Here is a 25,829-nt window from a genome sequence, read left to right on the forward strand (position 1 = left end):
GAATTTCGGCTCTGCTCGTCTTTGGAGGCGGTTCGTCAACTGAGCGGGAAGCCCATGGCAGAGACCATCTTCAACCAGGGCCTGCGCCAGCCGCCGGACTTGTCGGCAGTGTCGAGCGCATACATGGTGATCTGCGCGCCGAGCCAGCGGAACGGCTCCGGCGGGATGGCGTTCGGCAGGCTGGTCGCGAAGTCCAGCCGGCTCTCCGGCGTCTTCGATCCGTCGAGGATGTCGAGCGCGATGCGCGCGCCGAAACGGGAGGCCGAGACGCCGAAGCCGGAGTAGCCGCCGGCATAGACGACCTTTTCGTCGTAGTAGCGCTGGAAATGCACCGCCATGCGGGTGCTGAGATCGATCGGGCCGCTCCAGGCGTGGCTGAAGCGCAGGCCTTCGAGCTGCGGGAACGTGTCGAAGAAGGCGGCGGCGAGCGGCTCGTAGGTATCGAGTTCCTTGTCGATCGACGGGAACGGATCGCCGGCGAAGGCATAGGCAAGGCGTCCGCCGAAAATGATGCGGTTGTCCTTCGTCAACCGCATGTAGTTCATCTGCGTGCGGGTATCGTAGACGCCCTGGCGATGGTTCCAGCCGATCGATGCCATCTGTTCCGCCGACAGCGGTTCCGTCGCCAGCACCCGGTCGCGCACGGCAACGACCCGGTGCTTGATCTTCCTGTGTCCTGACGTAAACGCGTTGGTGGCGAGCAACACCTTCGGCGCGGTGACGCTGCCTGAAGGCGTATGCGCCTTCATCCGGTCACCGAGGTCTTCAAGGCCGGTCAGCTCGGTGTTTTCGAAGATCTGCACGCCGAGGGTGAGCGCAGCGCGCTTCAGCCCGAAGGCGAGCAATGCCGGGTGAACGGTGCCGCAGATGTGCTTCGACCAGACGCCGGCCTTGTAGCGCGGCGAGTTGATCTCGGCGCGCACGGCGCTCTGATCGAGGAAGACGGCCTGGTGGCCGTATTTGAGGTGAAGTTCGTGCTCCTCGTGCAGGGCTTCGATATGGGCGTCGTCGACGGCGACCGTCAGCTCTCCGCCCCATTCGGCGTGGCAGTCGATCGCATGTTCGTCGAGCGTCTGCAGGAAGCCGTGCATGTTTTCCTGGCCGAGCTTTTCGAGCGCGGCGATGTCCTTGGGGAAGATGCGCACGGCATTCGAAAGCCCGTGCATGACCGAGGTCGAAACGACGCCGCCGGGCCGGCCGGAGGCGCCATTGGCGACCGATCCCTTTTCGATCAGCACGACGTCGATCTCCGGCTGCCGTTGCTTGGCCTGGATGGCGCCCCACAACCCGGTAAAGCCGCCACCGACCACAAGCAGATCAGCCTTCAGATGACGCGTCAGCCGCTCTCGCGGCTCGGGCGCGTCCGGCCGGTCGAGCCAGAAGGGCGTCATCGTCACATCTGCAAGGGCTTTGCTTCTGACCTTGGTCATGGGGATCCCTCACATCACTTCGCGGCTGGTGCGGTGTAGAGGACGTAGACCTTGCGCATCGTCTCCAGCACTTCGAAACGCACCTCGACGCCGGCCGGAAGCACGTAGCTTTCGCCGGCCGAAAAGGTCTCGATCGACCCGTCCGGATTGGTGATCGCGACCTTGCCCGAGAGGATGACGCTGTATTCGTTGCCGTCGGGGTAGGAGAGCATCTCCGCATAGGGCGTCGACTGCCAGGTGCCGATGACCACGGCCTTGTCGGGGCTTTCGAAATGAACGTCGCCGAGCTCGTCCGCAAAGCCCGAGAGGATCGCCTCCGGCGGCACGACGCTGCATTTTTCAAGGGCGTTGAGGCCGACACCATCGCGCCCGAGTTTGATGACCTTTGACATGTTCACTCCAGTTCCAAGATGACGAGCGGCAAGGTTATCGGCCGCGCGCCAGGGTTTCGTTGCTTCAATCTTCTGCGGAATGACGGGATGTCCGAGATCAGTGTGCCGTCTCGACAGTCACGTGCCGCCTTGCACCGCCGCGGATCTACTGTGCGGCTTGCATCATTTTTCTAGGCGTCGGTATCGCTGCCCGGAATACGCCAAAGGGCTAGGTTCGGTCCTGGGCGGGCCATCCGTGCCGCGCCGCAAGGCCTTGCACGGCAGGATTTCCGCCACCATGCCGTTGTTTTGGTTCGGCAAATGATAGTTTTGCAAAACCCGTAGTGAAAATCCGTTACTTGCGACCAGTCGAACCTTCGCCTAGTCTGCGCCTGGAGGAGAACATCATGAACAACGATACGATCATCAAAGTCTGCGCGCCGGCGCAGCAGACCCCGGGCGTGGGTGATCTGGCACTGTCGCTGATGGAGGGGGTCGGCCGATCGGACTTTCAGGATCGCCTTGCGCAGTCGCTGAAGCGGCACATCGCGATCGATGCCGGCCTGATGCTGCTCTACCGGCGCGACGCGGCGCCGAAGATCCTGTTCAACGACTGGCGCACGGACAGGGGGCTTTCCGATATCCGCGCCTATCTACAGGGACCGTACCGGATGGACCCGTTCTACCGGCTGGCGCTCGACAATGGCGATGACGGTCTCTATCGCTTGAGGCAGATCGATCCGTCCTTCGACCGGTCGCAATATTACCGCGACTACTACCGGCATTCCGGCCTGCACGACGAATTCAACGTCTTCATCGGCATCGATGCCGACACGAAGATCGCGATCTCGCTGGCGCGGCGCCATTCGCACGCGGCCTTCAGTGGAGAAGATCAGGATTTCCTGCAGAGTGCTGCGCCGCTCATCAGCATGGCCGTGCTGCGGCATTATCGCGATATCAGCCCCGAAAGCCTCAGCGACGAAGGCTCGCCGTTGCAGAGCGCCTTGGCGCAGGCGGTCAGAAACTTTGGCCGCAGCCTGCTCACCGACCGCGAATGCCAGGTCGCGCAGATGATCCTGCGCGGTTACTCGGTGAAGGGTGCTGCCGAAAAGCTCGGCATCTCGCCGGCGACCGTCAAGCTGCATCGCCGCAACCTCTACGCCAAGCTCGACATCACCTCGCAGACGGCGCTGTTCTCGCTGTTCATCGACGCCGTGTCGTCGGCAAGCAATGCCTTCGAGGATCCGCTGGCCACGTATCTTTCGCCGGGCGGCGCGCTGAGGCCGCACTGACCCCACCCACTGCGTCGGCAACCCCGGGAAGAGCGGCCCACGCCCTCCCCGGGGACTGTTTTAAGCGGCACTTACCCGTTGTTCCGAGCGCCGCGAGACCAGTTGAGCGGCGACCAATCCCAGCACCACGATGCCGAGGATGATCGTCGAGATCGCGTTGATCTCCGGCGTCACGCCGAACTTGATCTGCGAATAGATCTTCATCGGCAGGGTTGAGGCGCCCGGCCCCGTGGTGAAGCTCGAGATGACGAGGTCGTCCAGCGACAGGGTGAAGGACAGGAGCCAGGCGGAGACGAGCGCCGGGACCATGTTCGGTAAGGCCACGCTGACGAAGGCCTTGGCCGGCGGGCAGCCGAGATCGCGCGCAGCTTCCTCCAAGGAAGGATCAAGCTCGACCAGTCGCGACTGCAAGACGACGGTCGCAAAGCAGAGCGTGAAGGTGGTGTGCGCCAGCGTGATGGTGAGCGGCCCGCGATCGATCCCGAGCGTCACGAACATCAGAAGCATCGACACCGCCATCACCACTTCCGGCATGACCATGGGCGCAAGCAGCATGCCGTTCAGAAGCGCCCGGCCGCGGAACCGACGCAGCCGCACCATGACGACCGCCGCGAGCGTGCCGAGGATGGTCGCAGCCGTTGCCGAGACCGCGGCCACCAGGAAGCTCACCTTCGCACCTTCGATGATCGAGGGGTTGGCAAGAACGGTCGCGTACCATTGGGTGGAAAAGCCGCCCCAGACGGTCACGAGCTTCGAGCCGTTGAAGCTGTAAACGACAAGCACGACGATCGGCAGATAGAGGAAGGCAAGGCCGAACAGGATCGACAGCCGATTGAACCAGCTTGGTTTGGTCATGGCGTTCCCCTCAGTTCTGCGTGCGCGCCTGGCGCGACTGGAAGTAGACGATCGGCACGACCAGGAGTGCGAGCAGGACGATCGTCACGGCGGCGGCCATAGGCCAGTCGCGGTTGTTGAAGAATTCGAGCCAGATGGCGCGGCCGATCATCTGCGTGTCTGCGCCGCCGAGCAGGTCGGGGATCACGAACTCGCCGACGACGGGGATGAAGACCAGGGCGCAGCCGGCCAGGACGCCGGGCAGGCTCAAGGGGAAGGTGACCCGCCAGAAGGCGGAGATCCGCGAGCAGCCGAGATCGCGCGCGGCCTCGATCAATGTCTTATCGGCGCTGCTCAAGGTCGAGTAGATCGGCAAAACCATGAAGGGCAAGTACGTATAGACGATGCCGATATAGATCGCCGTTTCGGTGTTAAGGATGCGCAGCGGTTCGCTGATGAGGCCGATCTTCAACAGCAGCGCGTTCAATAGGCCGTCGTTTCTGAGGATGCTCATCCAGGAATAGACGCGGATCAGCATCGAACTCCAGAACGGCACGATCACCAGGAAGACCAACAGTGACCTTGAGGACGGCGCGCAGGAGGCGATGCCGTAGGCAAGCGGATAGGCGATGAAGAGCATGGCGGCGGTCGAAATCGCCGCGATCTTGAGGCTCGTCAGATAGGCCAGCAGATAGGTGTCGTCGGTGAGAACGTAGAGGAAGTTCTCGAAGTTGAGCCGGAGATTGAGGATCGAGCCGTCCCAGGCGGTCAGCGGCTCGAAAGGCGGCATGCCGAGCCGCACGGTCGAGAGGCTGATGCCGGCAGCCAGCGCGAAGGGCGCCAGGAAGAGCACCAGAAGCCAGGCATAGGGAATGGCGATCAGCAGGCGTTTGCCCCAATTCGTCTTTGCGGAAGGGGCGGCTGCGGAAGAAAGGACGACGGAAGACAAGGGGCGACCTCCTATTCGGCCAGCAGCCGGCTCGCCTGCGGCGACCAGCTTGCGAAGACGCGGTCGCCGACGCGAAGATCGCTTTCGGCGCCGAGATTGACCCGACGCGCATCGAGTGTTGCGCCGGAGTTCAGCCGCACCCGGTAGTGCCGCTCGACGCCTGTGTAGGTGAGTTGTTCGACGGTGCCTTCGAGGCCGCTGCCCGAAGTCGAAAGCTCCACCCGTTCCGGGCGGACCGAAACCCAGAACGGCCGGTCGAGGGCCACCCGGTCGGTAAAGGCGGCGCGGACGCCGCCGCCGGCCTCGTCGCTTTCGATCCGCAGTTCTTCGCCGCTCCGCTCCGCCCGCCCGCCGGCAAAGACATTGGTTTCGCCGAGGAACTTCGCGACATAGCGCGACCGCGGGGTTTCGTAGACCTCCGCCGGCGAGCCGACCTGCAGCACCTGTCCCTGCTTCATGATGGCGATGCGGGTCGAAACCGTCATCGCCTCATGCTGGTCGTGGGTGACGATGATGAAGGTGAGGCCGAGTTCGCGTTGAAGGCGGACGAGTTCGAGCTGGGTTTCGGTGCGCAGGTTCTTGTCGAGCGCGCCCAGGGGCTCGTCGAGCAGCAGTACCTTCGGCCGCTTGACCAGCGCCCGGGCCAGCGCCACGCGCTGGCGCTGGCCACCGGAAAGCTGCGCCGGCTTGCGGTCGAGAAGTGCGGTCAGTTGCAGTTTTTCGGCGACCTCGTCGATGCGTTTCCTGATTTCGCTCTTTTCGAGCCCGTCCTGCTGCAATCCGAATGCGATGTTCTTGCCAACGGTCAGATGCGGAAACAGCGCATAGGACTGGAACATCATGTTGGTCGGGCGCCTGTGCGCCGGAACGTCGGTGACGTCGGCTCCCTCCAACTTGATCGCGCCCGAGGTCGGCGTTTCGAACCCGGCGATCATTCGGAGCAGGGTCGACTTTCCGCAGCCCGACGGTCCGAGCAGCGAGAAGAACTCGCCTTTCTCGATGCCGAGGTTGATGTTGTTGACAGCGGTGACGACGCCATAGGACTTCGCCAGGTTCTCGATCGAAATGTAGGATTGCACGGGGTCTGATCCTGCTGTTGACGGTTCGCCTATTGGCCGGCCCGGAATGCGGACCAGACGCGGGTGCGTTCGCGCGTCTGGCGCGGCGGCAGCGACTTGTCGACGAAGAGCTTCGCGCGGACCTCGGCAGGAGGATAGATGTTCGGGTTGTCGCGGATCGCAGCATCGACTTCCGCGGTCGCTGCGGCATTGGCATTGGCGTAGAACACGTGATTGCTGATGGCCGCGACCGTCTTCGGCTCGAGAATGTAGTCGATGAAGGCGAGCGCCTGTTCCGGATCCGGCGCGTCGGCGGGGATCGCCATCGTGTCGAAGGAGATGATCGTGCCTTCCTTCGGGATCGCATAGTCGACCGCAACGCCTGTCTCCGCCTCTTTGGCACGGGCCGCCGCAATGCCGGCATCGCCGCTCCACATCAGCGCCAGGCAAAGCTGGCCGGAGGCCATGTCAGCCACGAGCTGGCCGCTCTGCATGTGGCGGATGAAGGGACGGAGCTTGAGTAGCAGTTCCTTGGCCCTGTCGAGATCGTCAGGCTTGGTGGAATAGGGATCGAGGCCGAGATAGTTAAGCGCGATCGGGATCACCTCGTTCGGCGCGTCGACGATGCCGATGCCGCAATCCTGAAATTTGGCGGCGACCTCGGGCTTGAAGAACATGTCTAGGCTGTTGGTGGGCGCATCCAGCAGGCGCTCAGAGACGAGTTTCGCGTTATAGGCGACGCCGGTCGTCAGCCACATGTACGGAACGAGATACTTGTTGTCCGGATCGTGCTCGGCGACGAGCTTGAGTAGATCCTTGTCGAGGTTGCCGTAGTTTTTCAGGCTTGCCGGGTCGATGGGTTTCAGCGCTCCGGACTGGATCAGCCGTTCGCCGACGGTCGCGCTCGGGAAGGCGACGTCGAAGCCGCTGCCGCCGGCGAGCAGCCGGGTTTCGAGCACTTCGAGGCTGTCGTAGAAGTCGACCCGCGTCTCGACGCCGGTGCGCGTCTGAAAGCTCGGAACGGTATCTTCGGCAAAGTAGTCGGAGAAATTGTAGATGAAGAGCTTGTCTTGCGCCTGGGCGGTCGTCGAGGCCGCAAGGGCGGCGAGCGATGCCGCGAACAGGGTGCGCAGGGTGGTACGGGTTAAGTTTTGCATGGTTCCTCCCAAGGACAGCGTATTTTTGTTTTCGCCAAAGTGATTGGCGGGTCCTCTAAGGGCAACACTCCCTTTGGCTAGGTGCGGCGGGCGGGGCAGCATCGTAAATGGCATTCGAGGCCTGGCTGCATCGGCCATGTTTGTTTGACCGCGCTCGAAGTAACGTTCGATCGACGGGCATTTCTCGGATGGCAACGGCTGCTAGGGTTCCGGCGACAGAAAGGGAGAACTTCCATGGACGAAAAATTCAACCAGCCGCTCGGCGGCAACGACATGCCCCGTTTCGGCGGCCCCGGCACGATGATGCGTCTTCCGACCGCGACCTCGGCTGAAGGTCTCGATGCCTGCTTCGTCGGCATCCCCATGGATATCGGCGCGTCCAACCGCTCGGGCACGCGCTACGGGCCGCGCCAGATCCGAGCGGAATCCGTGATGATCCGGCCTTACAACATGGCGACGGGTGCGGCGCCGTTTGAAAGCCTGCAGGTTGCCGATGTCGGCGACATCGCCATCAACACCTTCAACCTGCCGGCCAATATGGAGATCATCACCCGCAACATCGGCGAGATCCTGAAACATGACTGTATCCCGCTGACGCTCGGCGGCGATCATACGATCAGCTATCCGATCCTGAAGGCGATCGCCGCAAAGCATGGGCCGGTGGCGCTGATCCACGTCGATGCCCACGCGGATATCAACGACACGATGTTCGGCGAGAGGATCGCGCACGGCACACCGTTCCGCCGCGCCTACGAGGACGGCTGCCTCAATCCGAACCTCGTCTTCCAGATCGGCCTGCGCGGCACAGGCTATGCGTCCGACGACTTCGACTGGTCGCGCGACAAGGGCTTCACCGTCGTGCCGGCGGAGGAGTGCTGGCACAAGTCGCTCGCGCCGCTGATCGAAGGCATCCGAGCGAAGATCGGCAATCACAAGACCTACCTCACCTTCGACATCGACAGCCTCGATCCGGCCTATGCGCCGGGCACCGGCACCCCGGAGATCGGTGGACTGACTGTCATCCAGGCGATCGAGATCATCCGCGGCTGCCGCGGCCTCAACCTGGTCGGCGCCGACCTCGTCGAGGTGAGCCCGCCCTTCGATACCACGGGTACGACCGCGATCACTGCCGCGAACCTGCTCTATGAGATGCTCTGCGTGCTGCCGGGTGTGAAGTACAAGCGGTAATGGTTGCGGCGAGCTTGAATTCGGATTGGCGGGAGGCCGGAGGCGGCCTCCTTTCCGAAAACCTTTCGAACGCCCTTAGCGCTTTGCCGGGCGCAGGCGGCTCCAGATCGGCGCGACGACATTGCCCATGATGACGATCGTCACCGCGCCGACGACGATGGCAAGCAGGGCCTGCAGTGCCGAAGTCGCAAGCCAGCCGACGAGCCCGGGGGCGACTGTCAGCGCGTGGGCGACGCTCTCGGAAATGTCGTGGATCCAGTGTTCCGGTCCGGCCTGGCCCATCTGCGCCATGCCGTGCACGAGAATGCTGCCGCCGACCCAGAGCATGGCCGCCGTGCCGATGGCGGCGAGAAACTTGAGAAACACCGGCATGCCGAGCACCAGCCCGCGGCCGAGCGGCCGCAGGAGCGCGACAGGGTTTTTGGCAAGCGCGACGCCGGCATCGTCGGCCTTGACGATCAAGGCGACCGCCCCGTAGACGGCGAGCGTGATCAGGATGCCGACGCCGGCCAGAACCACGCCCTGCATGTAGATGCTGGCGTCGGCCACGGTCGAGAGCGTCAGCGCCATGATCTCCGCGGAAAGAATGAAGTCGGTTCGGATAGCGCCCGCAACCTTCTCGTTTTCGAGCGCTGCCGGATCGCTCGTCGCGCCGAGCACGGCTTCCTCATGTGCATGGGCGGCATGGGGGAAGAGGGCACCATAGAGCTTCTCGGCGCCCTCGTAGCAGAGATAGATGCCGCCGATCATGAGAAGCGGCGTGATCGCCCAGGGCGCGAAGTAACCAAGAAGAAGTGCTCCGGGCAGAAGGAAAAGCAGCTTGTTCTTGAGCGAACCGTAGGCAATCCGCGCGATGATCGGCAGTTCCCGTTCCGGCGTCAGGCCGACGACATAGCGCGGCGTCACCGCCGCATCGTCGATCACCACGCCTGCGGCCTTGGTGCTGGCCTTCACCGTCTGGGCGGCGACGTCGTCGAGCGAAGCGGCAGCCATCTTGGCGATCACGGTGATGTCGTCGAGGAGGGCGATGAGACCTGTGGCCATTGATGGCGGAACCCTTTGAGAGAAATCCGAAAAGCGGCGGCTGTCAGGTCGGCAGTAACCACCATGGCGTGTCGAGTCAACGGCCGCCAGGGTCGTGGTTTGCATGGCGGAGGCGCTCCTGCGGCCCGTGGCCGCCGGCCAAGTCTTCATTTCTGCAAAAAGCACCGAAGTTTGGTTCAACGCCTCCTGCTGCCGAGGCGTGGCCCGCTAAGGCAGTGGTAGCCGGTGGGTACGACGTCGTATGAACCGGACAGCACCGCCGGACGGGAATGTCAGCCCCCCACTAGATATCGACGGTGATTGGTATCGAGTGCGCGTCAAATCTCCGGCTCCTTCCGATTGAAGGTACCTTGGCAGGCGGGATCGGTGCTGCCGGGAGGGCAGTCGTTCCCTGAACCAGCGTGTTTTGAAGGTTTCACCGGTGTCGACCAGATGCCGCTTTGACCGGTATCGATCCTTCCGCGGCCGCCATGTCGTCTGACATTGGCGACCTCCTGCTGCGTGAACACATGTGGCTCGAAAGAAACGGTCAGCGTGTTGCCTGTCGTACTTTTCGTTTCGCCGGAGAGGCTCACGCCGAGCGGTGCAAGGCCCAGCGCGATGTTGCCGCCGCCACGGTCTTCGATACTCAGCGCGATCTTGTAGGTGTTGCCATCGTCGGCATCCTTGGTGGTCTTGAAGCAGATGCGGTTCTGTAGTTCGCCAGCCTTTATGAGGGCATCTCTGAGATTGATCAGCGTCCCGGCGATCGGCGCGGACTCGATATTCTCCCTCCCGGCGTAAACGAAGGACCGATTCGGCAGAGCGTCCACAGCAAGGACAAGTTCCTGGGTATTCGATATGGTACGCCCCGCCCCGAGCCCGCCCGACCAAGTTGCTGCGCCGGATACAACTGGGCCGACCTCAACGCCTCCATCGATGCTGCTCTCAAGAGTGGTGAGAACCTCCAGCTTTACCGACTTGATGTCGAAATCGATAAGGCCGTTGCCACATGCCTTGGTGGCCGATGCATCGATCACGCTGCGCGTTCCTTGTGGCGAGTTCTGATAGGCGACGTAGACGCTCACCTGACGCTTCATGTCGTCCACGACGCGTTGAATACTGGAACTCTTTATCGCTTGAACCCGATCTGACTGGGTCGTTGCGCAACCGCCGATCGGGAGTGCAGCCGCCAAGGCTGCAAGCACAGGAAGTAACCTCATCGTTTCCCCCAAGTAGCTGCGACGGGTGCTCCCCTGCGTTCGCCGCACGCTGTAATCCCAATGCTTCCACAGGTTGCATAGGAAGGCGAGTCGATTTTGCGCCCGGCCGGCAATGGAAAGCACCTAAACGCGTAATTTTAGCCGCGATAAATATTAGGGATCGTTGGCAGATGCGAATTGCTCCGCTAGGTTGTGCATTCCTTGAGGGTGCCGACTGCGACCAAGCTTGGAGGTGAGGCGCGTCGAGTGGACTGGGAGAGCGGCCTTGAAAGACGTGCTAATCCGGCTGGTGGCGGTTCTACTGTTCTTGGGGGCAGCCGACGCCGCCATGGGGCGGAACCGAACGATCCACGCCCCAGCCGTCGCAAGCGCGCTGCCCGAAAGGTTGAACATCGGCGACGTCTACTACGACTGCGGAAGGGGGAGCTCTTCTCGCTGTCGCATCTCCGAATTCATGAAGCATGCGAAGGTCTGCGCACTGTTGGTCGTCAAAAGCGGAGCTGTTCGGTTTCAGGCGTTCAACAGGGACAAGGAAATCTGCAAGGACGAGAGCAGTGAACCCGATGGAAGGACCAAGAAGTACGGGGTGGCGTCGGTCGCCAAGTCGATCACCTCGACGCTGCTGGGGCAAGTGATCACGACAAAGTATCGTGCAAGGACGCGAGCCGACTTCGACCGCATACTCACTCGATCCATCGGGGGCTTTATTCCAGAACTCGCAGAGGGCATCCCGAGCGCCTACGTCAACGTTCCCCTGGACCATGTCTTGCGGATGCGGTCCGGCGTCCGATGGAGCGAGTACGGCTGGCATGGGCTCTTCTCCGGCGCCGACTTCTTCGCCTTGATGGTCAGGAAGAGTATGGCGCAGAGTATTCTTGCTTTTGCCCACCGGTATCCATTTCGTCGCTACGGAGCGCCTCCCGCATTCAACTACTCGGCTCTCGACGCAGCGATCGCAGCTGCCACTGCGGAACGCTTGCTTGAGAACAGATCTTTGGTGAGCTTCATGGAAACGGAGTTCTGGGCTGCGATCGGGGCCGAGGCCGATGCAAGCTGGGGCGTGGACAAGACAGGCACGGCCATCGGACCATGCTGTCTGCGCGCAACCGTCGGCGACCTTGCGCGCTTTGGTCTCCTCGTCCTGAATGAGGGGCGGGCCCCGGGCAGGCGTCAGATCATCGCCAGGAGTTGGTTCGAGATTGCGACGAAACGGACCGGCGACGGCGACAAGATACCGGATGATAGCCAGTCCCAGAACAGTGGCTGCCTCTTGGAGTACCGCTATTTCTGGTGGCTCCGGGAAAAGCGGAACGATTTTACCGCGATCGGCCGCGACGGTCAGTTCGTGCATATCTATCCAGATCGCGACACGGTGATCGTTCAAATCAGCGATTGGGACGCCTGGAGCGACCCGCTCCAGTGCGAAACCTTCCTGGCCCACGATGCCCTCGAAGCGGCGGCCCGCTAGCCTCGCACCGATCGATCCATGGCAGCCTTTGGAAGCTACCGTTTGCGAAATTCGTCGCGAAACATGCGTTCGACCAGCCTGATGTCGCACGCCGCCAATGCGTCCCTCTGGCCGATCCGGACGTTTCTCTTTGGGACGATCGTGTCTCTTCCGTTCTTGCTGAAGGCATTGCGCGGATAGGCATTATGGACCCGTAACAGTAGGGGGCCGATGTGGAGTACTTGCGGGGCTTGCGTTCGAAGTTGTGTTTGGCTCCTGTCGGTATGTTCGCCCATTGGATGGAAATGTATCGCGACTGGTCGGAACGCATGTGTTCGTGGGCCACGCCGAGCGCGCGGGCGATCTCGTGGGCAACATTGCCGCGCTTGCAGGCGGAGCCAAGGTCCAAAACCTGCACTGCCCCGCTATAGCCGACCCGCGTCGAACAGTTCGTTGCGTCTTGGGCTGGTGCGAACAGGAGGTAGGATCTGTCGGCGGCGTTCGCAGCTACAAATCGGATACTGGTCGACCTTTCCCATTCGGCAATAGCTTCTCGGACGCGGGTCTTGTTTGGGAGGTTGCCATCGATCTTTTATCTGACAACCCCCTTGGGCCACAAAGCACTCGTCTCGGAGATGAAAAGGCCCTTCTGCTGCAATTCCTCCGCGCTGGCGACGATCAGGTCACCTTCGATGAGCGCGGAGCCCTCAGTGGTAATGGTGAGCGGTGCTTCATATGACTTGCCGTTGATCTCGACGGTCGCGAACATAACCGCTGCTTGCGCGTGGATGCTTCCTCGGGCCGATGGCCGCACCTGCTCAAGGCCAAAGTGGCGACGATCGTGCCGATGAGACTTGTTCTGCTAACCATAGGGGCCCCTCTTTCGCCGCCTGGCATAAGTCAGGCACATGTCCCCAAGCGCCAAACTTCGTTGCATCTAATCGTGATCGCCGCGTCCGACTGTGCCATTGACGCACACCTCGTTTCGATTTACGATTGACGAAATAAGAAATTCGTCAGTCGTAAATCGAAAGGCAAGCGATGCCGGTGAACAGCGATACCGTTGCGGAGCAGACGCGGCAGGATAACATCACGCGCATTCTCGATGCCGCGGAGGTGCTGTTCCGGCATTTCGGCTACAGCAAGACCAATGTTGCCGATATCGCCCGCGAGCTCGGCATGTCGCCGGCAAACATCTATCGGTTCTTTGCCTCGAAGGCCGAGATCCACCAGGCGCTCTGCGCGCGCATGCTCGCGGCCAGTTACCAGATGGCCCAGGAGATCTGCCAATTGCCGCTGAGTGCGAGCGAGCGCCTGCGCCGCTACGTCCTTGCCCAGCACAAGATGACGGTCGAACTGATGCTCGACGACACGAAGGTGCACGAGATGGTGGTCGTTGCCATCGAACGTGAATGGCACGTCATCGACAAGCATATCGACAGGATCGATGCGCTTCTCGCCGACGTCATCCGCGAAGGGATCGCGGCAGGAGAGTTTGCCGAACAGGACGCCGACGCGGCATCCCGCTGTTTCGGGGCTGCGACCGTTACCCTCTGTCATCCGCAAATGGTTGCGCAGTGCCTCAGCAAGACGAACCGTGCCAGCCCGGAAGAGCTGGTCGATTTCGCGATCAAGGCGCTCAAAGCCTAGCAGAACGATTTCCGGCGCAGCCTCGGGTGGCGCCAGCCTGTTTTTGGGAGTGCGAGCATGTTTAAGCCCATAGAATTTCGTCGCCATATTTCATCTTTTGCTACCGCAGCCCTGTTTTCGGTTCTCTCGCTGACGCTTGTCGGCTGCTCTGAAGAAAAGGCCGAGACCGCCGATGTCGTTCGCCCGGTCAAGGTGGTCGAGATCGCTCAGGCCGACACGGCCCGCCAGCTCAGCTATTCCGGCTCCGTACGGGCACGGACCGAAATGAACCTCGGCTTCCGCGTCAGCGGCAAGATCGTCGAGCGGGTCGTCAATGTCGGCGACCGCGTGAAGGTCGGCGATCTGCTCGCCCGCGTCGACGCCACCGACTATGAGCTTGCCGTGCGCAGTGCCTCGGCCAATCTGGAAGCGGCCGAGCGCCAGGTCGAGACGGTCAAGCTGGTGCGCGATCGTGCCGAGCAACTGCTCGCCCGGAAATTTGCCTCGCAGGCCCAGTTCGACCAGTCAGTGCTGAGCTACAACCAGGCCGTGGCGACGCGCGACGCTGCGAAGTCGGCGCTGTCGCAGGCGCAGAACCAGGTCACCTATACAAACCTCGTCTCCGATCGGCCGGGCATCGTCACCACGATCAATGCCGATGTCGGCCAGGTCGTCGGTTCGGGCACGCCCGTGGCAACCGTCGCCGTCGAGGGCGAAAAGGAAGTGCAGGTTGCCGTGCCCGAGACGGAGATCGCCAATTTCAGGGCGGGCCTGCCGGTGACGGTCGGGCTCTGGTCCGACACCGGGCTGTCGCTCGACGGCACGGTGCGCGAGGTGGCGGGCAGCGCTGACCAGCAGTCGCGGACCTTTTCCGTGCGGGTGAGCCTGCCGGACGATCCGCGTGTCCTGCTCGGCATGACCGCGACCGTCCAGGCCTCGGCCGCCAGTGGCAAGCCTTACGTCTCGGTTCCATTGAGCGCGCTTGCGCAGAAGGACGGCTACACCATCGTCTGGGTCGTCGATCGCGGCTCGGAAACCGTGCGAAGCCGTCCCGTCACGCTGTCGGACTTCACCGCCGATGGCGTGCGCGTCACCGACGGTCTTGAAGTGGGCGATCTCGTCGTCGCCGCGGGTACGCAGTTCATGGCCGACGATCTCAAGGTGACGATCTCGAACGCGACAACGCAAGCTTCCGCTTCGGTGAAGACCGAAGCCTCCCTCGTGCGCTGACCCGAGAACCGCGGAACCGAGCCGATGACCACCTCCTCTTCTGAAGAAAAGCGACCCTTCAACCTTTCGCGCTGGGCGATTGCGCATCCGAGCATGGCGCGCTTCCTGTTCGGCCTCATCATTCTCGCCGGCGTCTTCGGCCTGATGCGCATGGGGCAGAAGGAAGACCCGGATTTCACCTTCCGCGTCATGGTCGTGCAGGCCTTCTGGCCGGGCGCCTCGATCGAGGAGATGCAGGACCAGGTCGTCAACAAGATCGAGCGCAAGCTGCAGGAAACGCCGCATCTCGATTTCGTCCGCTCCTATACCCGCGCCGGCAGTGCGATCATCACGCTGCAGGTCGAAGGCGACACGAATGCGCAGCAGGTGGCGGACGCCTTCTATCAGGTGCGCAAGAAGGTCGGCGACATCTCCAGCGAGCTGCCCGAAGGCCTGCTCGGTCCCTATTTCAACGACGAGTTCGGCGACACCTTCATCACGCTGCATTCGCTGAGCGGCGAAGGCTACAGCTATCCGGAACTGAAGAAGTTCGCGATCCAGGCGCGTGACATGCTGTTGACGACGCCTGGCGTCGAAAAGGCCGTCATCATCGGCGACCAGCCGGAGAAGATCTATATCGACGTCTCGTCCAATGCGCTGGCCGAGCGCGGGCTGACGCTCAATGACCTGCGCAGCACGATTGCCGGCCAGAACAACATCGATCCGGCCGGCTCCGTTGATACCGGCACGCGCTCGGTGCGCGTCTCGGTCGAAGGCAGCCTCGACAAGGTCGAGGACCTGAAGAACCTTCGCCTTCGCGCCGGCGGCCAGATTACCCGGCTCGGCGATATCGCCACGGTCAGCTCCGGTCTCGAAGACCCTTATTCGCGCAAGTTCCGCTTCAATGGGCAGGATAGCGTGCAGCTCGGGGTCGTCATGGCCAAAGGCTTCAAGGTGACCGATGTCGGCAAGGCGGTGGAGGCGACCTATCAGCACTTCGAGGCGTCGCTGCCCTATGGCGTCAAGGTCGACCAGGTCTCCAACCAGCCTGAAGTGGTCAAGGAAGCCGTCGGCGAATTCATGAAGGCGCTCGGCGAGGCGCTGGCGATCGTGCTCGTCGTGTCGTTCCTGTCGATCGGCTGGCGCTCGGGCCTGGTGATCGCGATCACCATTCCGCTGGTGCTGGCTGCAACCTTCGCCATCATGTACGAGCTCGGCATCGACCTGCAGCGCATCTCGCTCGGCGCACTGATCATTGCGCTCGGCCTTCTGGTCGACGACGCCATGATCGTGGTCGAGATGATGGAACGAAAGCTGGAAGAGGGCTTGGTGAAGGTCGAGGCTGCGAGCTTCGCCTATACCTCCACTGCCTTCCCGATGCTGACCGGCACGCTGATCACCACGGCCGGCTTCATTCCCGTCGGTTTTGCCGCTTCGACCGCCGGGGAGTATGTGCGCTCGCTGTTCTACGTGGTCGGCATCGCGCTCGTCGTCTCGTGGTTCGTTGCCGTCTATTTCACCCCCTGGCTCGGCAATATGCTCCTGAAGCAGCGCAGCCACGCCGGCAATCATCACGACGTCTTCGACACGCGCTTCTACCGTCGCCTGCGCACGACGGTCACCTGGGCCGTGCGCCATCGCATCATCGTGCTGTCGACGACGCTCGCCCTCTTCTTCGTCAGCCTCTGGGCCTTCCAGTTCATTCCGAAGAACTTCTTCCCGCAGTCGTCGCGGCCGGAGATCCTCGTCGATCTCTGGCTGCCCGAGGGCACCAGCATCAAGGAAGTCGAGAAGCAGGCCAAGGCACTCGAAGCTCGCATGATGGACGACGAGGACAAGCGCTTCATCGCCACCTATATCGGCGAGGGCGCGCCGCGCTTCTTCCTGCCGCTCGACCAGCAGCTTCGCAATCCGAACTTTGCCCAGCTTCTCGTGATGGCCAAGGACGAGCCGGCACGCGAACGGTTGATCGCCAAGATGCGCGGAATTCTAGCAGCCGACTTCCCCTCGATCCGCGCCAAGGTCGATCGCCTGTTCCTGGGCCCGCCAACCGGCTGGCCGGTGCAGATGCGCATCATGGGGCCGGATCGCGACGAAGTCAGGCGTATTGCCGATCGCGTCAAGGCGAAGTTCCACGAGAACCCGCTGCTCGGCGCCGTGCACGACGACTGGCTGGAGCCGGTGCCGGGCATGAAACTGGTGATCGACCAGGACCGCGCCCGCGCGCTCGGGGTCACCTCGCAGCGCATTCGCCAGATACTGCAGGCAAGCGTCACGGGTGCGCCGCTCGACAATTTCCGCGATGGCGAGGAGACGGTGGCGATCGTTGCCCGCGAGCCCACGGAAAGCCGCAAGCTGTTGAGCTCGGTCGACTCCATATACATCCCGACCGACTTCGGCGGTTTCGTGCCGCTCTCGCAGGTCGCCAAGGTCGTGCCCGTGCTCGAGCAGGGCATCGAATGGCGTCGCGACCGCTTGCCGACGATCACCGTGCGCGGCACGCTGCCCGACGGCGTGCAGCCGAACGACGTGGCGATGAAGATGTTCGGCGAGATGCAGCCGCTGCGCGACAGCCTGCCCGCCGGCTACTCGATCGCCATCCAGGGCGGTGCGGAGGATTCGGCTGAAAGCCAGGCCTCGATCGCGGCCAAGGCGCCGATCATGCTCGGCGTCATCGTCGTGCTGCTGATGATCCAGCTCCAGCATTTCGGCAAGGCGATGCTGGTTCTCGCGACCGGTCCGCTCGGCATCATCGGTGCCGCGGCCGCCCTTTTGGTCAGCGGTGCGCCCTTCGGCTTCGTCGCGATCCTCGGCGTCATCGCACTGCTCGGCATCATCATGCGCAACTCGATCATCCTCGTCGACCAGATCGACCAGGACATTGCGTCAGGCATGGACCGTGCCGAGGCGATCATCGGCTCCGCCGTCAGGCGTTTCCGGCCGATCACGCTCACGGCCCTGACGGCAGTGCTGGCGCTGATCCCGATCTCACGCGGCGTCTTCTGGGGGCCGCTCGCCTACGCGATGATGGGCGGCATTCTGGTCGCGACCGTGCTGACCATCCTGGTGCTGCCGGCGGGCTACGCCCTCTTCTTCGGCCGCGAGCCGAAGAAGGGTCCCGTCGAACCTCAGACGGTGGAGAACATCGACATTGAGGACGCAAAGACCGTGGCCTATCCCGCAGCCGTGGCGGCGGAGTAGGGCCACGGCTCCGTTCAGGGATCGTAGATCGGGCGGCGGGCAAGCCGCCCGACGTCAGCCGGTGATGTACATCGCCTGGCCCTGGGCGAGGCATTGAAACAGCTCGTAACCCATCCAGATATAGCCGCGACGCCCGTTCCATTCGCAGCCCCAATTCTCACCGAAGCTGTTCTGGATGAGAATGGTCTGCTGCTCGTCGTCATAGCCGATGATCAACATGCAATGGCCGGTGTTCGGCAACCTTTCCAGAGGCCCTCTCAATGCGCCCGGCCCTTCATATTGCATGAAGCCCTTGTTCAGCGCCGTGCCGTAGCAGAGCGCTCCGCCTGCGACGATGACGGCCTTGATCGCATCGAGATCGCTGGTCTCGACCGTCTTCCAGCCGGGGATCTGGAAACTGGCGTCAGCAGTGGCGTCGGGGTCGTAGTGCGACCAGAGCCCATCACAATTCGGAAAATAGGGAGCCGTCTGCCAGTTCGGCGTGCCACCTTCTTTGAGCAGGTTGAGATAGGAGGCCAGTTGCGACCCCGCGCAGCCCGTCTTCCCGTAGCTCTTCATCACCTCGATGTAGATATGGGCCGGGCTTGCCTGCCGCGCGGCCTGCACTGGCGCCTCGCCGGTCGAAACGGCCGCCCAATAGGTGGCAAGCCCGTAGGTCGTGGCCCAGGCGGCGCAACTGCCGGGGCTGCCGACATGGCTCGCTGTACCCTGCGCCTTGGGCGGCGGCAGGTAGAGCGCGTTGACCGTCGCTGCACTCGGTAGCGATGCGGGTATGGGTGGCCGGAGCAGCGGGCCGTCTTCCCTGATCGTAGGATCATAGCCGAAGTTGAGGATTGTTTCCTTCACGGTCATCGGGATCTCCTGTCGGCAGCTTCGGCTGCGCGGGTTCTAGGCGTGATCTCACGGATGCGCGGCGCACTGCGCCGGCATTCTCGGTGGGGCGACAAGCGAAAGCGGCACCCTCGGTTCCCAAAGTTCGAAGCACGGTCGAAATCTCTCCGGGATCGGGATGCGTGTATCAAGGCAATACACGCATAGGTGGATAATAGCAGGATTGCGCACGCGGAAAATCCTGAGTTTGGCGGGGTTTTGATCGCTCCGTGTTTCGACAGTAATGAAATGTATGTTTCACTATTGACTCTTTGTGGACTGTGTATTCCGTTTGTCGTCCATTGATCATCTGTTTCCCTGGGAGGTTTCGAATGAGGAAGTTGTTGCTCGCCGCAGTGGCGACCCTGCTCGCCGGCACGGCGCAGGCCGAGAACATCGGCATTACTGTCGCCCGTTCCGACAGCGCGTTTCTGACGATCCTGCGTCAGGGCATGGAAGATCGAGCCGCCAAACTTGACGGCGTGTCGGTTCAGGTCGAGGACGCCCAGAACGATCCGAGCAAGCAGTTGGATCAGGTGCAGAACTTCATTTCCTCCGGTGTCGATGCGATCGTCGTGGTCGCCGTCGATGGCGACAGCACGCCGGCGCTGACGAAACTGGCAAGTGCCGCCGGCATTCCGATCGTCTACGCCAACCACCCGCCGGCCGATGTCGATACGCTTCCGCAGACTGCCGCCTTCGTCGGCTCGAACGAGATCGATTCCGGTACGCTGGAAACGAAGGAAGTGTGCCGGCTTCTTGGCGGCAAGGGCGCCGTCTACGTCCTGATGGGGCCGCTCAACAATCATTCGTCTCTGACCCGGACGAAGGACATCCACGACGTCATCGCCACGGACGCTTGCAAGGGCATGAGCGTGATCGAGGAGCAGAGCGCCAACTGGGATCGCCTGGAGGCCAGCAACATCATGACCAACTGGCTGTCGACCGGGCGCGCGTTCGACGCCGTCATTGCCAACAATGACGAGATGGCGATCGGCGCTATCCAGGCGATGAAGGCGGCGGGCACCGACATGTCGACGGTGGTCGTTGGCGGCATCGATGCGACGCCGGACGGGCTTGCCGCCATGGCTGCCGGCGATCTCGACGTCACCGTTTTCCAGAACGCCATCGCGCAGGGCGCAACGGCGATGGATGCGGCGGTCGCCCTGGCGCGAGAGGAAAAGACCGAACGGCAGATCTGGGTTCCGTTCGAACTGGTGACGCCCGACAACATGAAGGACTACGCCAAGGCGAACCAATAGGCCGCCTGCGCGTCACAATCCCGGATCGCCATGGCCGGGGACAATCAGTGGCAGATCTCGGTATCAACTGACGCAGGAGTCGGTCGGCCGCTCGTTGCGGCCTGCCGAACCGGTCTTCTTGTCGAACAGATGTCTTAGATCGTTCCGCCCAACATCAATATCCTGATCTCGACCTGCCTGGGCTTCGTTCTGCAGTTCGCGGCCAGCAGGATGATCTCGGCGGCGCGGGCGTCGGTGATCATGTGCTGTAAACCGGTGTGGGTCCCGATCCTGGTGCTGGCTTTCTCGGGACGCCCTTGAGCCTTTCCCAGATCCTGGGCTGCGCTGTGATTCTGGTCGCGATGCTCTGCCAAGCCGTCCTGAGACCAAAATCTGCTGGCTGAAGCGCCAGCGTAAAGTCGTAGTTGGGCAATTGGTATTGCCATGAGAAATACCAATTGAGGGCTCTGACCATATCTTTCGCCAGCGCAGCGGACCTCGATTGACAGTGCGTCTTTGCCGGACCTATCGTTAAGTCAAGCTGCTTGACTTAATAGTTCGGTCTACGAAACCTGGAGGGGAGTTCGTCGTGACGGCAGTCGAGGAAATGCGGCCTTTGCGCCGTGCGTCATGGGACGGGAGGAGCGAACGGCACAGCCTTTTGTAACGGTCGCTACCGCGCCGGTGAGGATCGGCGCGACCGAGGCCGCGCCGACGCATTGCTCGCCCGGCACGAGCAAACGAGTCCGGCGAGTGGAGCTTCAAGCCAGCCCATGGCCAGACCTTGACGTGAGCTATGTAAGCCGAAGACAGCCCTTTCCCACCAAGCCCACCGGCCGCTAGAGCCGGCGCAGAGATCAACCTTTCATGGAGCCATTCGATGACGTTTGCCGCCAAATCTGAATTCCTGCTGGAAACGCTCTGGGTGCCGGTCGGCACCGCCGACAGGTCGGTCTATGCGCTGACCCTCACCAACAATTCGGACCGGCCGATCAAGGGCTTTCGCCTCGGCGTATCCGGCCCGGCGCGGATCGATCCGGCCGCCGAGGTCGAGGGTGGGCAGCTTCTGGTCCGGCTTTCCAACTATGCGGAGTTCGCGCCGCCGGAAGGCTTTGAACTGAAGCCCGGCGCGACCTGGACGCTCAAGGCCCATGGCATGAGCTTCGAGCCGCGCCACTGGACCGACGGCGCGAATGCCGCTTTCCTCGTTCTGTCCGACGGCACGAATGCGCCGGTGGCGGTACTTGCCTCGCGGGCGCATGGCGACAATGCCGAGCTGAAGCGCGGCGCCGCCGTCTATCCCGTGCCGAAGGTGGCACCGGTGCCGGTCTCGATCGTGCCCTGGCCGCAGGCAGTTGCGGTCTCCGGCCAGCTGCTGGCGCCTCCCGGACTAGATCTTCGGGCTGAAGGCAGCGAAGCTTCTGAGGCCGCGAAGGCCTTCACCGATCTCACCGCCAGCCTTTTCCCGGTCGAGGGCATCGTCCGGCCGGCGGCCGAGGGCGGCTTCCCGGTCGCTCTGTCACAGGCGACAGACCTTGGTCCGGAGGCTTATACGATCCGCTTCTCGCCAGCCGGCGTTGCCGTTTCTGGCGGCAGCCAGACGGGCATCCTCTATGGCCTGGTCACGCTCGGCCAGGTCCTGCGCGGTGCGCGGTCGCATCCCGGCACCTTCGTGTTTCCGACGGGCGGCGAGATCAGGGACGAGCCGGCGCTCGCCTGGCGCGGCACCCATCTCGACGTCGCGCGACAGTTCTACAGCACCGCGGAAGTCGAGCGCTTCCTGCGGCTGATGGCCTGGAACAAGCTCAACCGCTTCCACTGGCACCTAACCGACGACGAGGCCTGGCGCGTCGAGATCGACGCCTATCCCGCCTTGACGGAAATCGGCGCTTGGCGCGGCCACGGCCGCAAGATCCCGCCGCTGCTCGGCTCTGGACCTGAACCGACCGGCGGCTACTACACGAAGACGGCGGTCCGCCAGATCGTGGCGCTCGCCGCCAGCCTCGGCATTGAGGTGATGCCGGAGATCGACATTCCCGGACACTCCTATGCGATGCTGCAGGCAATCCCGGAGCTGCGCGATCCTGAGGAAAAGGGAAGCTATCATTCGGTGCAGGGTTTCCCGGACAATTGCCTCAACCCGGCGCGGGAAGAAACCTATCGCGTGCTCGAAATCATCTTCGACGAGTTGATCGAGCTCTTCCCGATGCGGGCGATCCATGTCGGCGCCGACGAGGTGCCGCTCGGTGCCTGGTCGGGGTCGCCGGAAGCACTCATGCGGCTTCGGGCCGTTGCCGGTGATGAGGTTGCCGAAACCCACGCCAAGCGCCTCAACGTCATCACCAACACCCACGGCGCCGACGAGATCGACGGCTCCGGTGCGGCGGTGCTGCAGGCCGAGTTCCTGGCACGCGTCCAGAAATTCCTGGTAAGCCGCGGCTGCGTCACCGGCGGCTGGCAGGAGGCAGCCCACGGCAACGTCATCGACAAGGCGAAGTCGCTACTCTTCGGCTGGCGCACGGTGGAGGCGTCCGCGGCACTTGCCGAGGAGGGCTACGACATCGTCGTCTGCCCCGGCCAGGTCTACTATCTCGACATGGCCAACAGCCCGGCCTGGTCGGAGCCCGGCGGCAGCTGGGCCGGCTGGTCGGACCCGGAAAAGCTCTATACGTTTGATCCCGTGGAGGGCTGGACGGACGCGCAGAAGAAGCATCTGCTCGGTGTGCAATGCTGCATCTGGTCCGAGCCGATGACCGACCGCGCTGTCTTCGATCGGCTCGTCTTCCCCCGCCTTTCGGCGCTCGCCGAAACCGGCTGGACGCGGCCGGAGCGCAAGTCCTTCAAGCGCTTCGAGGCGCTGGTCGGGCTGATGCCGGTGCTCTACGGTTTTTACGCTGCTGAGTAGGAGCGATTAAGTTTCCAGTTTTCGCCTGGGCTTGGCCGGGCGATCGATTGGATAGGTAAACGGCGGCGAGAGCCGCCGTTTGTCGTTGCGAGATAACCGGGCGCGTGCCTGTGTTCAGCCAGGTGCGATTTGGATTTTCGCGCTTGTGCGCCGGAGCATGGCACGCAAAAGTAAGCATCGATCCCGCGACGATCCGCGGGGATGTAAATTTTCCTGAGGCCAAATTATCGATGCGAAGACTTCCTGGACTGTCGGCGATGAAGGTCTTCGAGGTGGTCGGGCAGACCCGCAGCTTCACGCGGGCGGCCGAACGGCTCAACCTCACTCAAAGTGCCGTCAGCCGACAGGTCCGCAACCTCGAGGACGAGCTTGGCGAAGACCTGCTCATCCGCCGCCATCACCATCTCGAACTGACGCCGGCCGGCGCCGAGCTGCTGGCGACCATCCAGGAGGCGTTTCACAACATCGAGGTTTCGCTGCGCAGCATCACCGAGAAGAGCAACCAGAACCGCTTACGGATCAACGTCCCGCCGACCTTCGCCAAGCGCTGGCTGCTGCCGCGCCTGCCGCGGCTGCGCGCAGCCTTGCCCGACGTCGACATCAGCCTCAGCACCGACGGCACGGATACGCTTGCCGAGCGCGGGCTTCTCGACTGCGCCATCCGCTTCGGCGACGGCGAGTGGCCGATGCTGGACGCCAGCATTTTGATGACGGAGCGGCACGTCGTCGTCTGCGCGCCTTCGCTGCTCGAAGGGGCGAATGTCGAGGGACCATCCGACCTTCAACGCTTCACCTTCCTGCATGTGCTCGCCTCGCCCGACCGGCGCTATCTGACCTGGCGCCACTGGCTGGACGCGGCGGGTTTCCAGGATGTCGACACCCGCGGCGGCCTCGAGTTCGACCTGCTCGACCTCGCGATCGAAGCGGCCTGCGCGGGATTGGGCGTCACCGTCGCCGACCGCTCGATGGTGCGCAACCAGCTGCAAACCGGGCAATTGGTGCAGCTCTTCGATGTCGAGGTCGAGGGCCATGAATCCTACTGGTTCGTGACGCGACCGCAGGCCGGAAACGACCGCAAGGTGGATGCCTTCCGTACCTGGCTGCTGGAGGAAGTCGCCGCCGACCGGACCGCCTGAGCCAAGCATTCCTTTTTGGAATGCTCTCACCGAAAATTACTCGCTTGTGCGGTGCTCTGCATCGTCGCATCACTTTCATGACGCATCCGCCGTGGGAGAGAGGTCGGGTCGTCGCTCGTGATGCTCTCTCCCGACCCGTCCGCTTCTCACGCCGCCTTTAGGCGCCGGTTGCGGCAAACCATTCCGAGATGCCATGAGCCCCTATCGCAACTTTTCCGGCGGACGCTTCATCGAAAGCGCATCTGTGGCCTCAATCGACGTTCGCAACCCGGCAACCGGCGCGGTGTTCACGTCGGTGCCCGCGGCAACGCACGACGAGGCAAAAGCGGCGGTCGAAGCCGCGGTAAAGGCGCAGCGGGACTGGGCGGCGCTGCCGGCCATCCAGCGCGGCGATGCCCTGCGTCGGTTGGCTGCGGTGCTGGAGAGCCGGGCAGAACGCATCGGTGCGGCCCTGGCGCTGGAATCCGGCAAGAGCCTCGCCGACGCGACCGACGAAGTCATCTACGGCGCCGAACTGATGCGCTACCATGCCGAATGGGCGCGCCGCATCGAGGGCGAGGTGATCGAGAGCGACAATCCCGGCGAGACGCTGCTGCTCAAGCGCGTGCCGATCGGCGTCGCCGCCTGCCTCATCCCGTTCAATTACCCGATCTACACGCTGGTGCGGAAAATCGCTCCTGCGCTGATATCAGGCAACGCCGTCGTCGTGCGGCCGAGCAACAACACGCCGACGTCGGCCTTTGCAGTTGCAGAAGCGATTGTCGAGGCCGGCCTGCCCGAGGGCCTCGTCAACATCCTGACCATGTCGCACGATGTTGCAAAGACGCTTTGCACCCATCCCGGCGTCGGCATGATCACGCTGACCGGCAGCGTTTCGGCTGGCCGCATCGTGCTCGAATACTGCAAGGAAAACATCGCCAAGCCCTCGCTCGAACTTGGCGGCAAGACGCCAGTGATCGTCGAGCCGGATGTGGATATCGATGCGGTCGCCCAGATGATCCTCGCTGCCAAGACCACCCATTGCGGCCAGGTCTGCACCAGCGCCGAGCGGCTCTATGTGCACGAAAGCGTTCACGACCGGTTGCTTGCCAAGCTGCGCGAAGGTTTTGCTGCCCGCGCCTTTGGCGATCGCGCCGAGGATGCGACCCGCATGGGACCGCTCGCCAACGTCGCCGCGCAGAAGCGCGTGCATGAAATGGTCGAGCAGGCGAAGGCGGAAGGTGGCGTCGTCGAGACCGGCGGCTATCTGCCGGATGGACCGGGTTACTTCTATCCGCCGACGCTGATTTCCGGCTGCGCCCAAGAGATGGAGATCGTGCGCGAGGAGGTCTTCGGGCCTGTTCTCGCGGTGATCCGCTATTCCACCTTCGAGGAGGCGCTGGCGAAGGCGAGCGACCATCAGTTCGGGCTGAGTTCGGTGCTCTTCACCGAGAACTACCGCACCGTCATGCGCGCCAGCGACGCGATCGAGGCCGGCGAACTCTATGTCAACCGTTTCCCGGCGGATCCCTATCAGGGCTTCCACGCCGGCTGGAAACGCTCAGGCCTCGGCGGCGACGACGGCAAGCACGGCATGCTGGAATTCACCCAGACGCGCCTCGTCGTTCTGAAACACTGATCATTTGAAAATGGCGCAATTTCCTAAACCGGAATTGCTCCGACACCC

General features: G+C 62.9%; 22 protein-coding genes. 10 read left to right on the top strand and 12 right to left on the bottom strand.

Annotated elements, in window-relative coordinates; translation table 11 throughout:
* Window positions 1-35 precede the first annotated feature (35 nt).
* Both XB14_RS21190 and XB14_RS21195 read right to left on the bottom strand, forming a co-directional pair.
* Window positions 36-1,430 (bottom strand): NAD(P)/FAD-dependent oxidoreductase, encoded by a 1,395-nt coding sequence (locus XB14_RS21190; RefSeq protein ID WP_077963655.1) that lies wholly within the window; start codon window positions 1,428-1,430, stop codon window positions 36-38.
* A 14-nt stretch (window positions 1,431-1,444) separates the two neighbouring features.
* Window positions 1,445-1,822, bottom strand: a complete 378-nt coding sequence (locus tag XB14_RS21195; protein WP_077963657.1) for a cupin domain-containing protein — start codon at window positions 1,820-1,822, stop codon at window positions 1,445-1,447.
* A 386-nt stretch (window positions 1,823-2,208) separates the two neighbouring features.
* On the opposite strand from XB14_RS21195, the gene XB14_RS21200 reads away from it, so the two are divergent.
* On the top strand, window positions 2,209-3,093 hold the full coding sequence (locus XB14_RS21200) for a helix-turn-helix transcriptional regulator (protein WP_077963658.1): 885 nt from the start codon (window positions 2,209-2,211) through the stop codon (window positions 3,091-3,093).
* 60 nt (window positions 3,094-3,153) lie between these two features.
* Here the strand turns inward: XB14_RS21200 and XB14_RS21205 are convergent, their stop codons facing one another.
* The 4 genes from XB14_RS21205 to XB14_RS21220 are packed head-to-tail and all read right to left on the bottom strand — an operon-like array spanning window position 3,154 to window position 7,091.
* A complete protein-coding gene (locus XB14_RS21205) occupies window positions 3,154-3,948 on the bottom strand; it encodes an ABC transporter permease (RefSeq protein WP_077963660.1) in 795 nt (264 codons plus the stop codon).
* Window positions 3,949-3,958: 10 nt separating this feature from the next.
* On the bottom strand, window positions 3,959-4,876 hold the full coding sequence (locus tag XB14_RS21210; RefSeq protein ID WP_077963662.1) for an ABC transporter permease subunit: 918 nt from the start codon (window positions 4,874-4,876) through the stop codon (window positions 3,959-3,961).
* An 11-nt stretch (window positions 4,877-4,887) separates the two neighbouring features.
* The gene (locus XB14_RS21215) at window positions 4,888-6,003 is read right to left on the bottom strand and encodes an ABC transporter ATP-binding protein (protein ID WP_143348491.1); all 1,116 of its coding nucleotides are present in this window, start codon (window positions 6,001-6,003) and stop codon (window positions 4,888-4,890) included.
* Window positions 5,985-7,091: an extracellular solute-binding protein gene (locus tag XB14_RS21220; RefSeq protein ID WP_077963663.1), complete on the bottom strand. Its 1,107-nt coding sequence runs from the start codon at window positions 7,089-7,091 to the stop codon at window positions 5,985-5,987. Before XB14_RS21220 ends, XB14_RS21215 begins: the two co-directional genes overlap by 19 nt.
* Before the next feature lie 234 nt (window positions 7,092-7,325).
* On the opposite strand from XB14_RS21220, the gene speB reads away from it, so the two are divergent.
* On the top strand, window positions 7,326-8,279 hold the full coding sequence (speB, locus tag XB14_RS21225) for an agmatinase (RefSeq protein WP_077963664.1): 954 nt from the start codon (window positions 7,326-7,328) through the stop codon (window positions 8,277-8,279).
* A 75-nt stretch (window positions 8,280-8,354) separates the two neighbouring features.
* Here speB and XB14_RS21230 read toward each other — a convergent pair whose 3' ends face one another.
* Window positions 8,355-9,323, bottom strand: coding sequence for a DUF808 domain-containing protein (locus tag XB14_RS21230; protein ID WP_077963665.1), 969 nt, complete (start codon window positions 9,321-9,323; stop codon window positions 8,355-8,357).
* Window positions 9,324-9,640: 317 nt separating this feature from the next.
* On the bottom strand, window positions 9,641-10,390 hold the full coding sequence (locus tag XB14_RS21235; protein ID WP_143348479.1) for a hypothetical protein: 750 nt from the start codon (window positions 10,388-10,390) through the stop codon (window positions 9,641-9,643).
* A 409-nt stretch (window positions 10,391-10,799) separates the two neighbouring features.
* Between XB14_RS21235 and XB14_RS21240 the strand changes: the two genes are divergently transcribed.
* A complete protein-coding gene (locus tag XB14_RS21240; RefSeq protein WP_234804115.1) occupies window positions 10,800-11,993 on the top strand; it encodes a serine hydrolase in 1,194 nt (397 codons plus the stop codon).
* On the opposite strand, the gene XB14_RS33950 is transcribed toward XB14_RS21240, so the two are convergent.
* Window positions 11,911-12,561 carry a M12 family metallopeptidase gene (locus XB14_RS33950; RefSeq protein WP_077963670.1) on the bottom strand — a complete coding sequence of 217 codons (651 nt, stop codon included), beginning with the start codon at window positions 12,559-12,561 and terminating at the stop codon, window positions 11,911-11,913. The two genes, XB14_RS21240 and XB14_RS33950, sit on opposite strands and share 83 nt — an antisense overlap.
* 3 nt (window positions 12,562-12,564) lie before the next feature.
* Window positions 12,565-12,741 carry a hypothetical protein gene (locus XB14_RS33325; RefSeq protein ID WP_179119635.1) on the bottom strand — a complete coding sequence of 59 codons (177 nt, stop codon included), beginning with the start codon at window positions 12,739-12,741 and terminating at the stop codon, window positions 12,565-12,567.
* Window positions 12,742-13,019: 278 nt separating this feature from the next.
* Here XB14_RS33325 and XB14_RS21250 point away from each other — a divergent pair, with 278 nt between their 5' ends.
* The 3 genes from XB14_RS21250 to XB14_RS21260 are packed head-to-tail and all read left to right on the top strand — an operon-like array spanning window position 13,020 to window position 18,011.
* Window positions 13,020-13,622, top strand: a complete 603-nt coding sequence (locus tag XB14_RS21250; RefSeq protein ID WP_419178613.1) for a TetR family transcriptional regulator — start codon at window positions 13,020-13,022, stop codon at window positions 13,620-13,622.
* Between the two features lie 57 nt (window positions 13,623-13,679).
* A complete protein-coding gene (locus XB14_RS21255; RefSeq protein ID WP_077963677.1) occupies window positions 13,680-14,831 on the top strand; it encodes an efflux RND transporter periplasmic adaptor subunit in 1,152 nt (383 codons plus the stop codon).
* A gap of 24 nt (window positions 14,832-14,855) precedes the next feature.
* Window positions 14,856-18,011, top strand: coding sequence for an efflux RND transporter permease subunit (locus tag XB14_RS21260; protein ID WP_077963679.1), 3,156 nt, complete (start codon window positions 14,856-14,858; stop codon window positions 18,009-18,011).
* Between the two features lie 54 nt (window positions 18,012-18,065).
* Here XB14_RS21260 and XB14_RS21265 read toward each other — a convergent pair whose 3' ends face one another.
* Complete coding sequence (locus XB14_RS21265; protein WP_077963681.1) at window positions 18,066-18,863, bottom strand: C1 family peptidase; 798 nt, start codon at window positions 18,861-18,863, stop codon at window positions 18,066-18,068.
* Window positions 18,864-19,213: 350 nt separating this feature from the next.
* On the opposite strand from XB14_RS21265, the gene XB14_RS21270 reads away from it, so the two are divergent.
* Window positions 19,214-20,143, top strand: coding sequence for a substrate-binding domain-containing protein (locus XB14_RS21270; RefSeq protein ID WP_077963683.1), 930 nt, complete (start codon window positions 19,214-19,216; stop codon window positions 20,141-20,143).
* A 134-nt stretch (window positions 20,144-20,277) separates the two neighbouring features.
* Here XB14_RS21270 and XB14_RS21275 read toward each other — a convergent pair whose 3' ends face one another.
* Window positions 20,278-20,496 carry a hypothetical protein gene (locus XB14_RS21275; RefSeq protein ID WP_143348480.1) on the bottom strand — a complete coding sequence of 73 codons (219 nt, stop codon included), beginning with the start codon at window positions 20,494-20,496 and terminating at the stop codon, window positions 20,278-20,280.
* A 506-nt stretch (window positions 20,497-21,002) separates the two neighbouring features.
* On the opposite strand from XB14_RS21275, the gene XB14_RS21280 reads away from it, so the two are divergent.
* From XB14_RS21280 to aldA, 3 genes are all read left to right on the top strand, one after another.
* Window positions 21,003-23,027, top strand: a complete 2,025-nt coding sequence (locus XB14_RS21280; protein ID WP_077963686.1) for a beta-N-acetylhexosaminidase — start codon at window positions 21,003-21,005, stop codon at window positions 23,025-23,027.
* Between the two features lie 230 nt (window positions 23,028-23,257).
* A complete protein-coding gene (locus tag XB14_RS21285; protein ID WP_077963688.1) occupies window positions 23,258-24,163 on the top strand; it encodes a LysR substrate-binding domain-containing protein in 906 nt (301 codons plus the stop codon).
* A 193-nt stretch (window positions 24,164-24,356) separates the two neighbouring features.
* Window positions 24,357-25,781 (top strand): aldehyde dehydrogenase, encoded by a 1,425-nt coding sequence (gene aldA / locus XB14_RS21290; RefSeq protein WP_077963690.1) that lies wholly within the window; start codon window positions 24,357-24,359, stop codon window positions 25,779-25,781.
* Window positions 25,782-25,829: the final 48 nt, after the last annotated feature.

This window comes from Ensifer adhaerens (assembly GCF_002007205.1).
GTDB lineage: Bacteria > Pseudomonadota > Alphaproteobacteria > Rhizobiales > Rhizobiaceae > Ensifer > Ensifer adhaerens_D.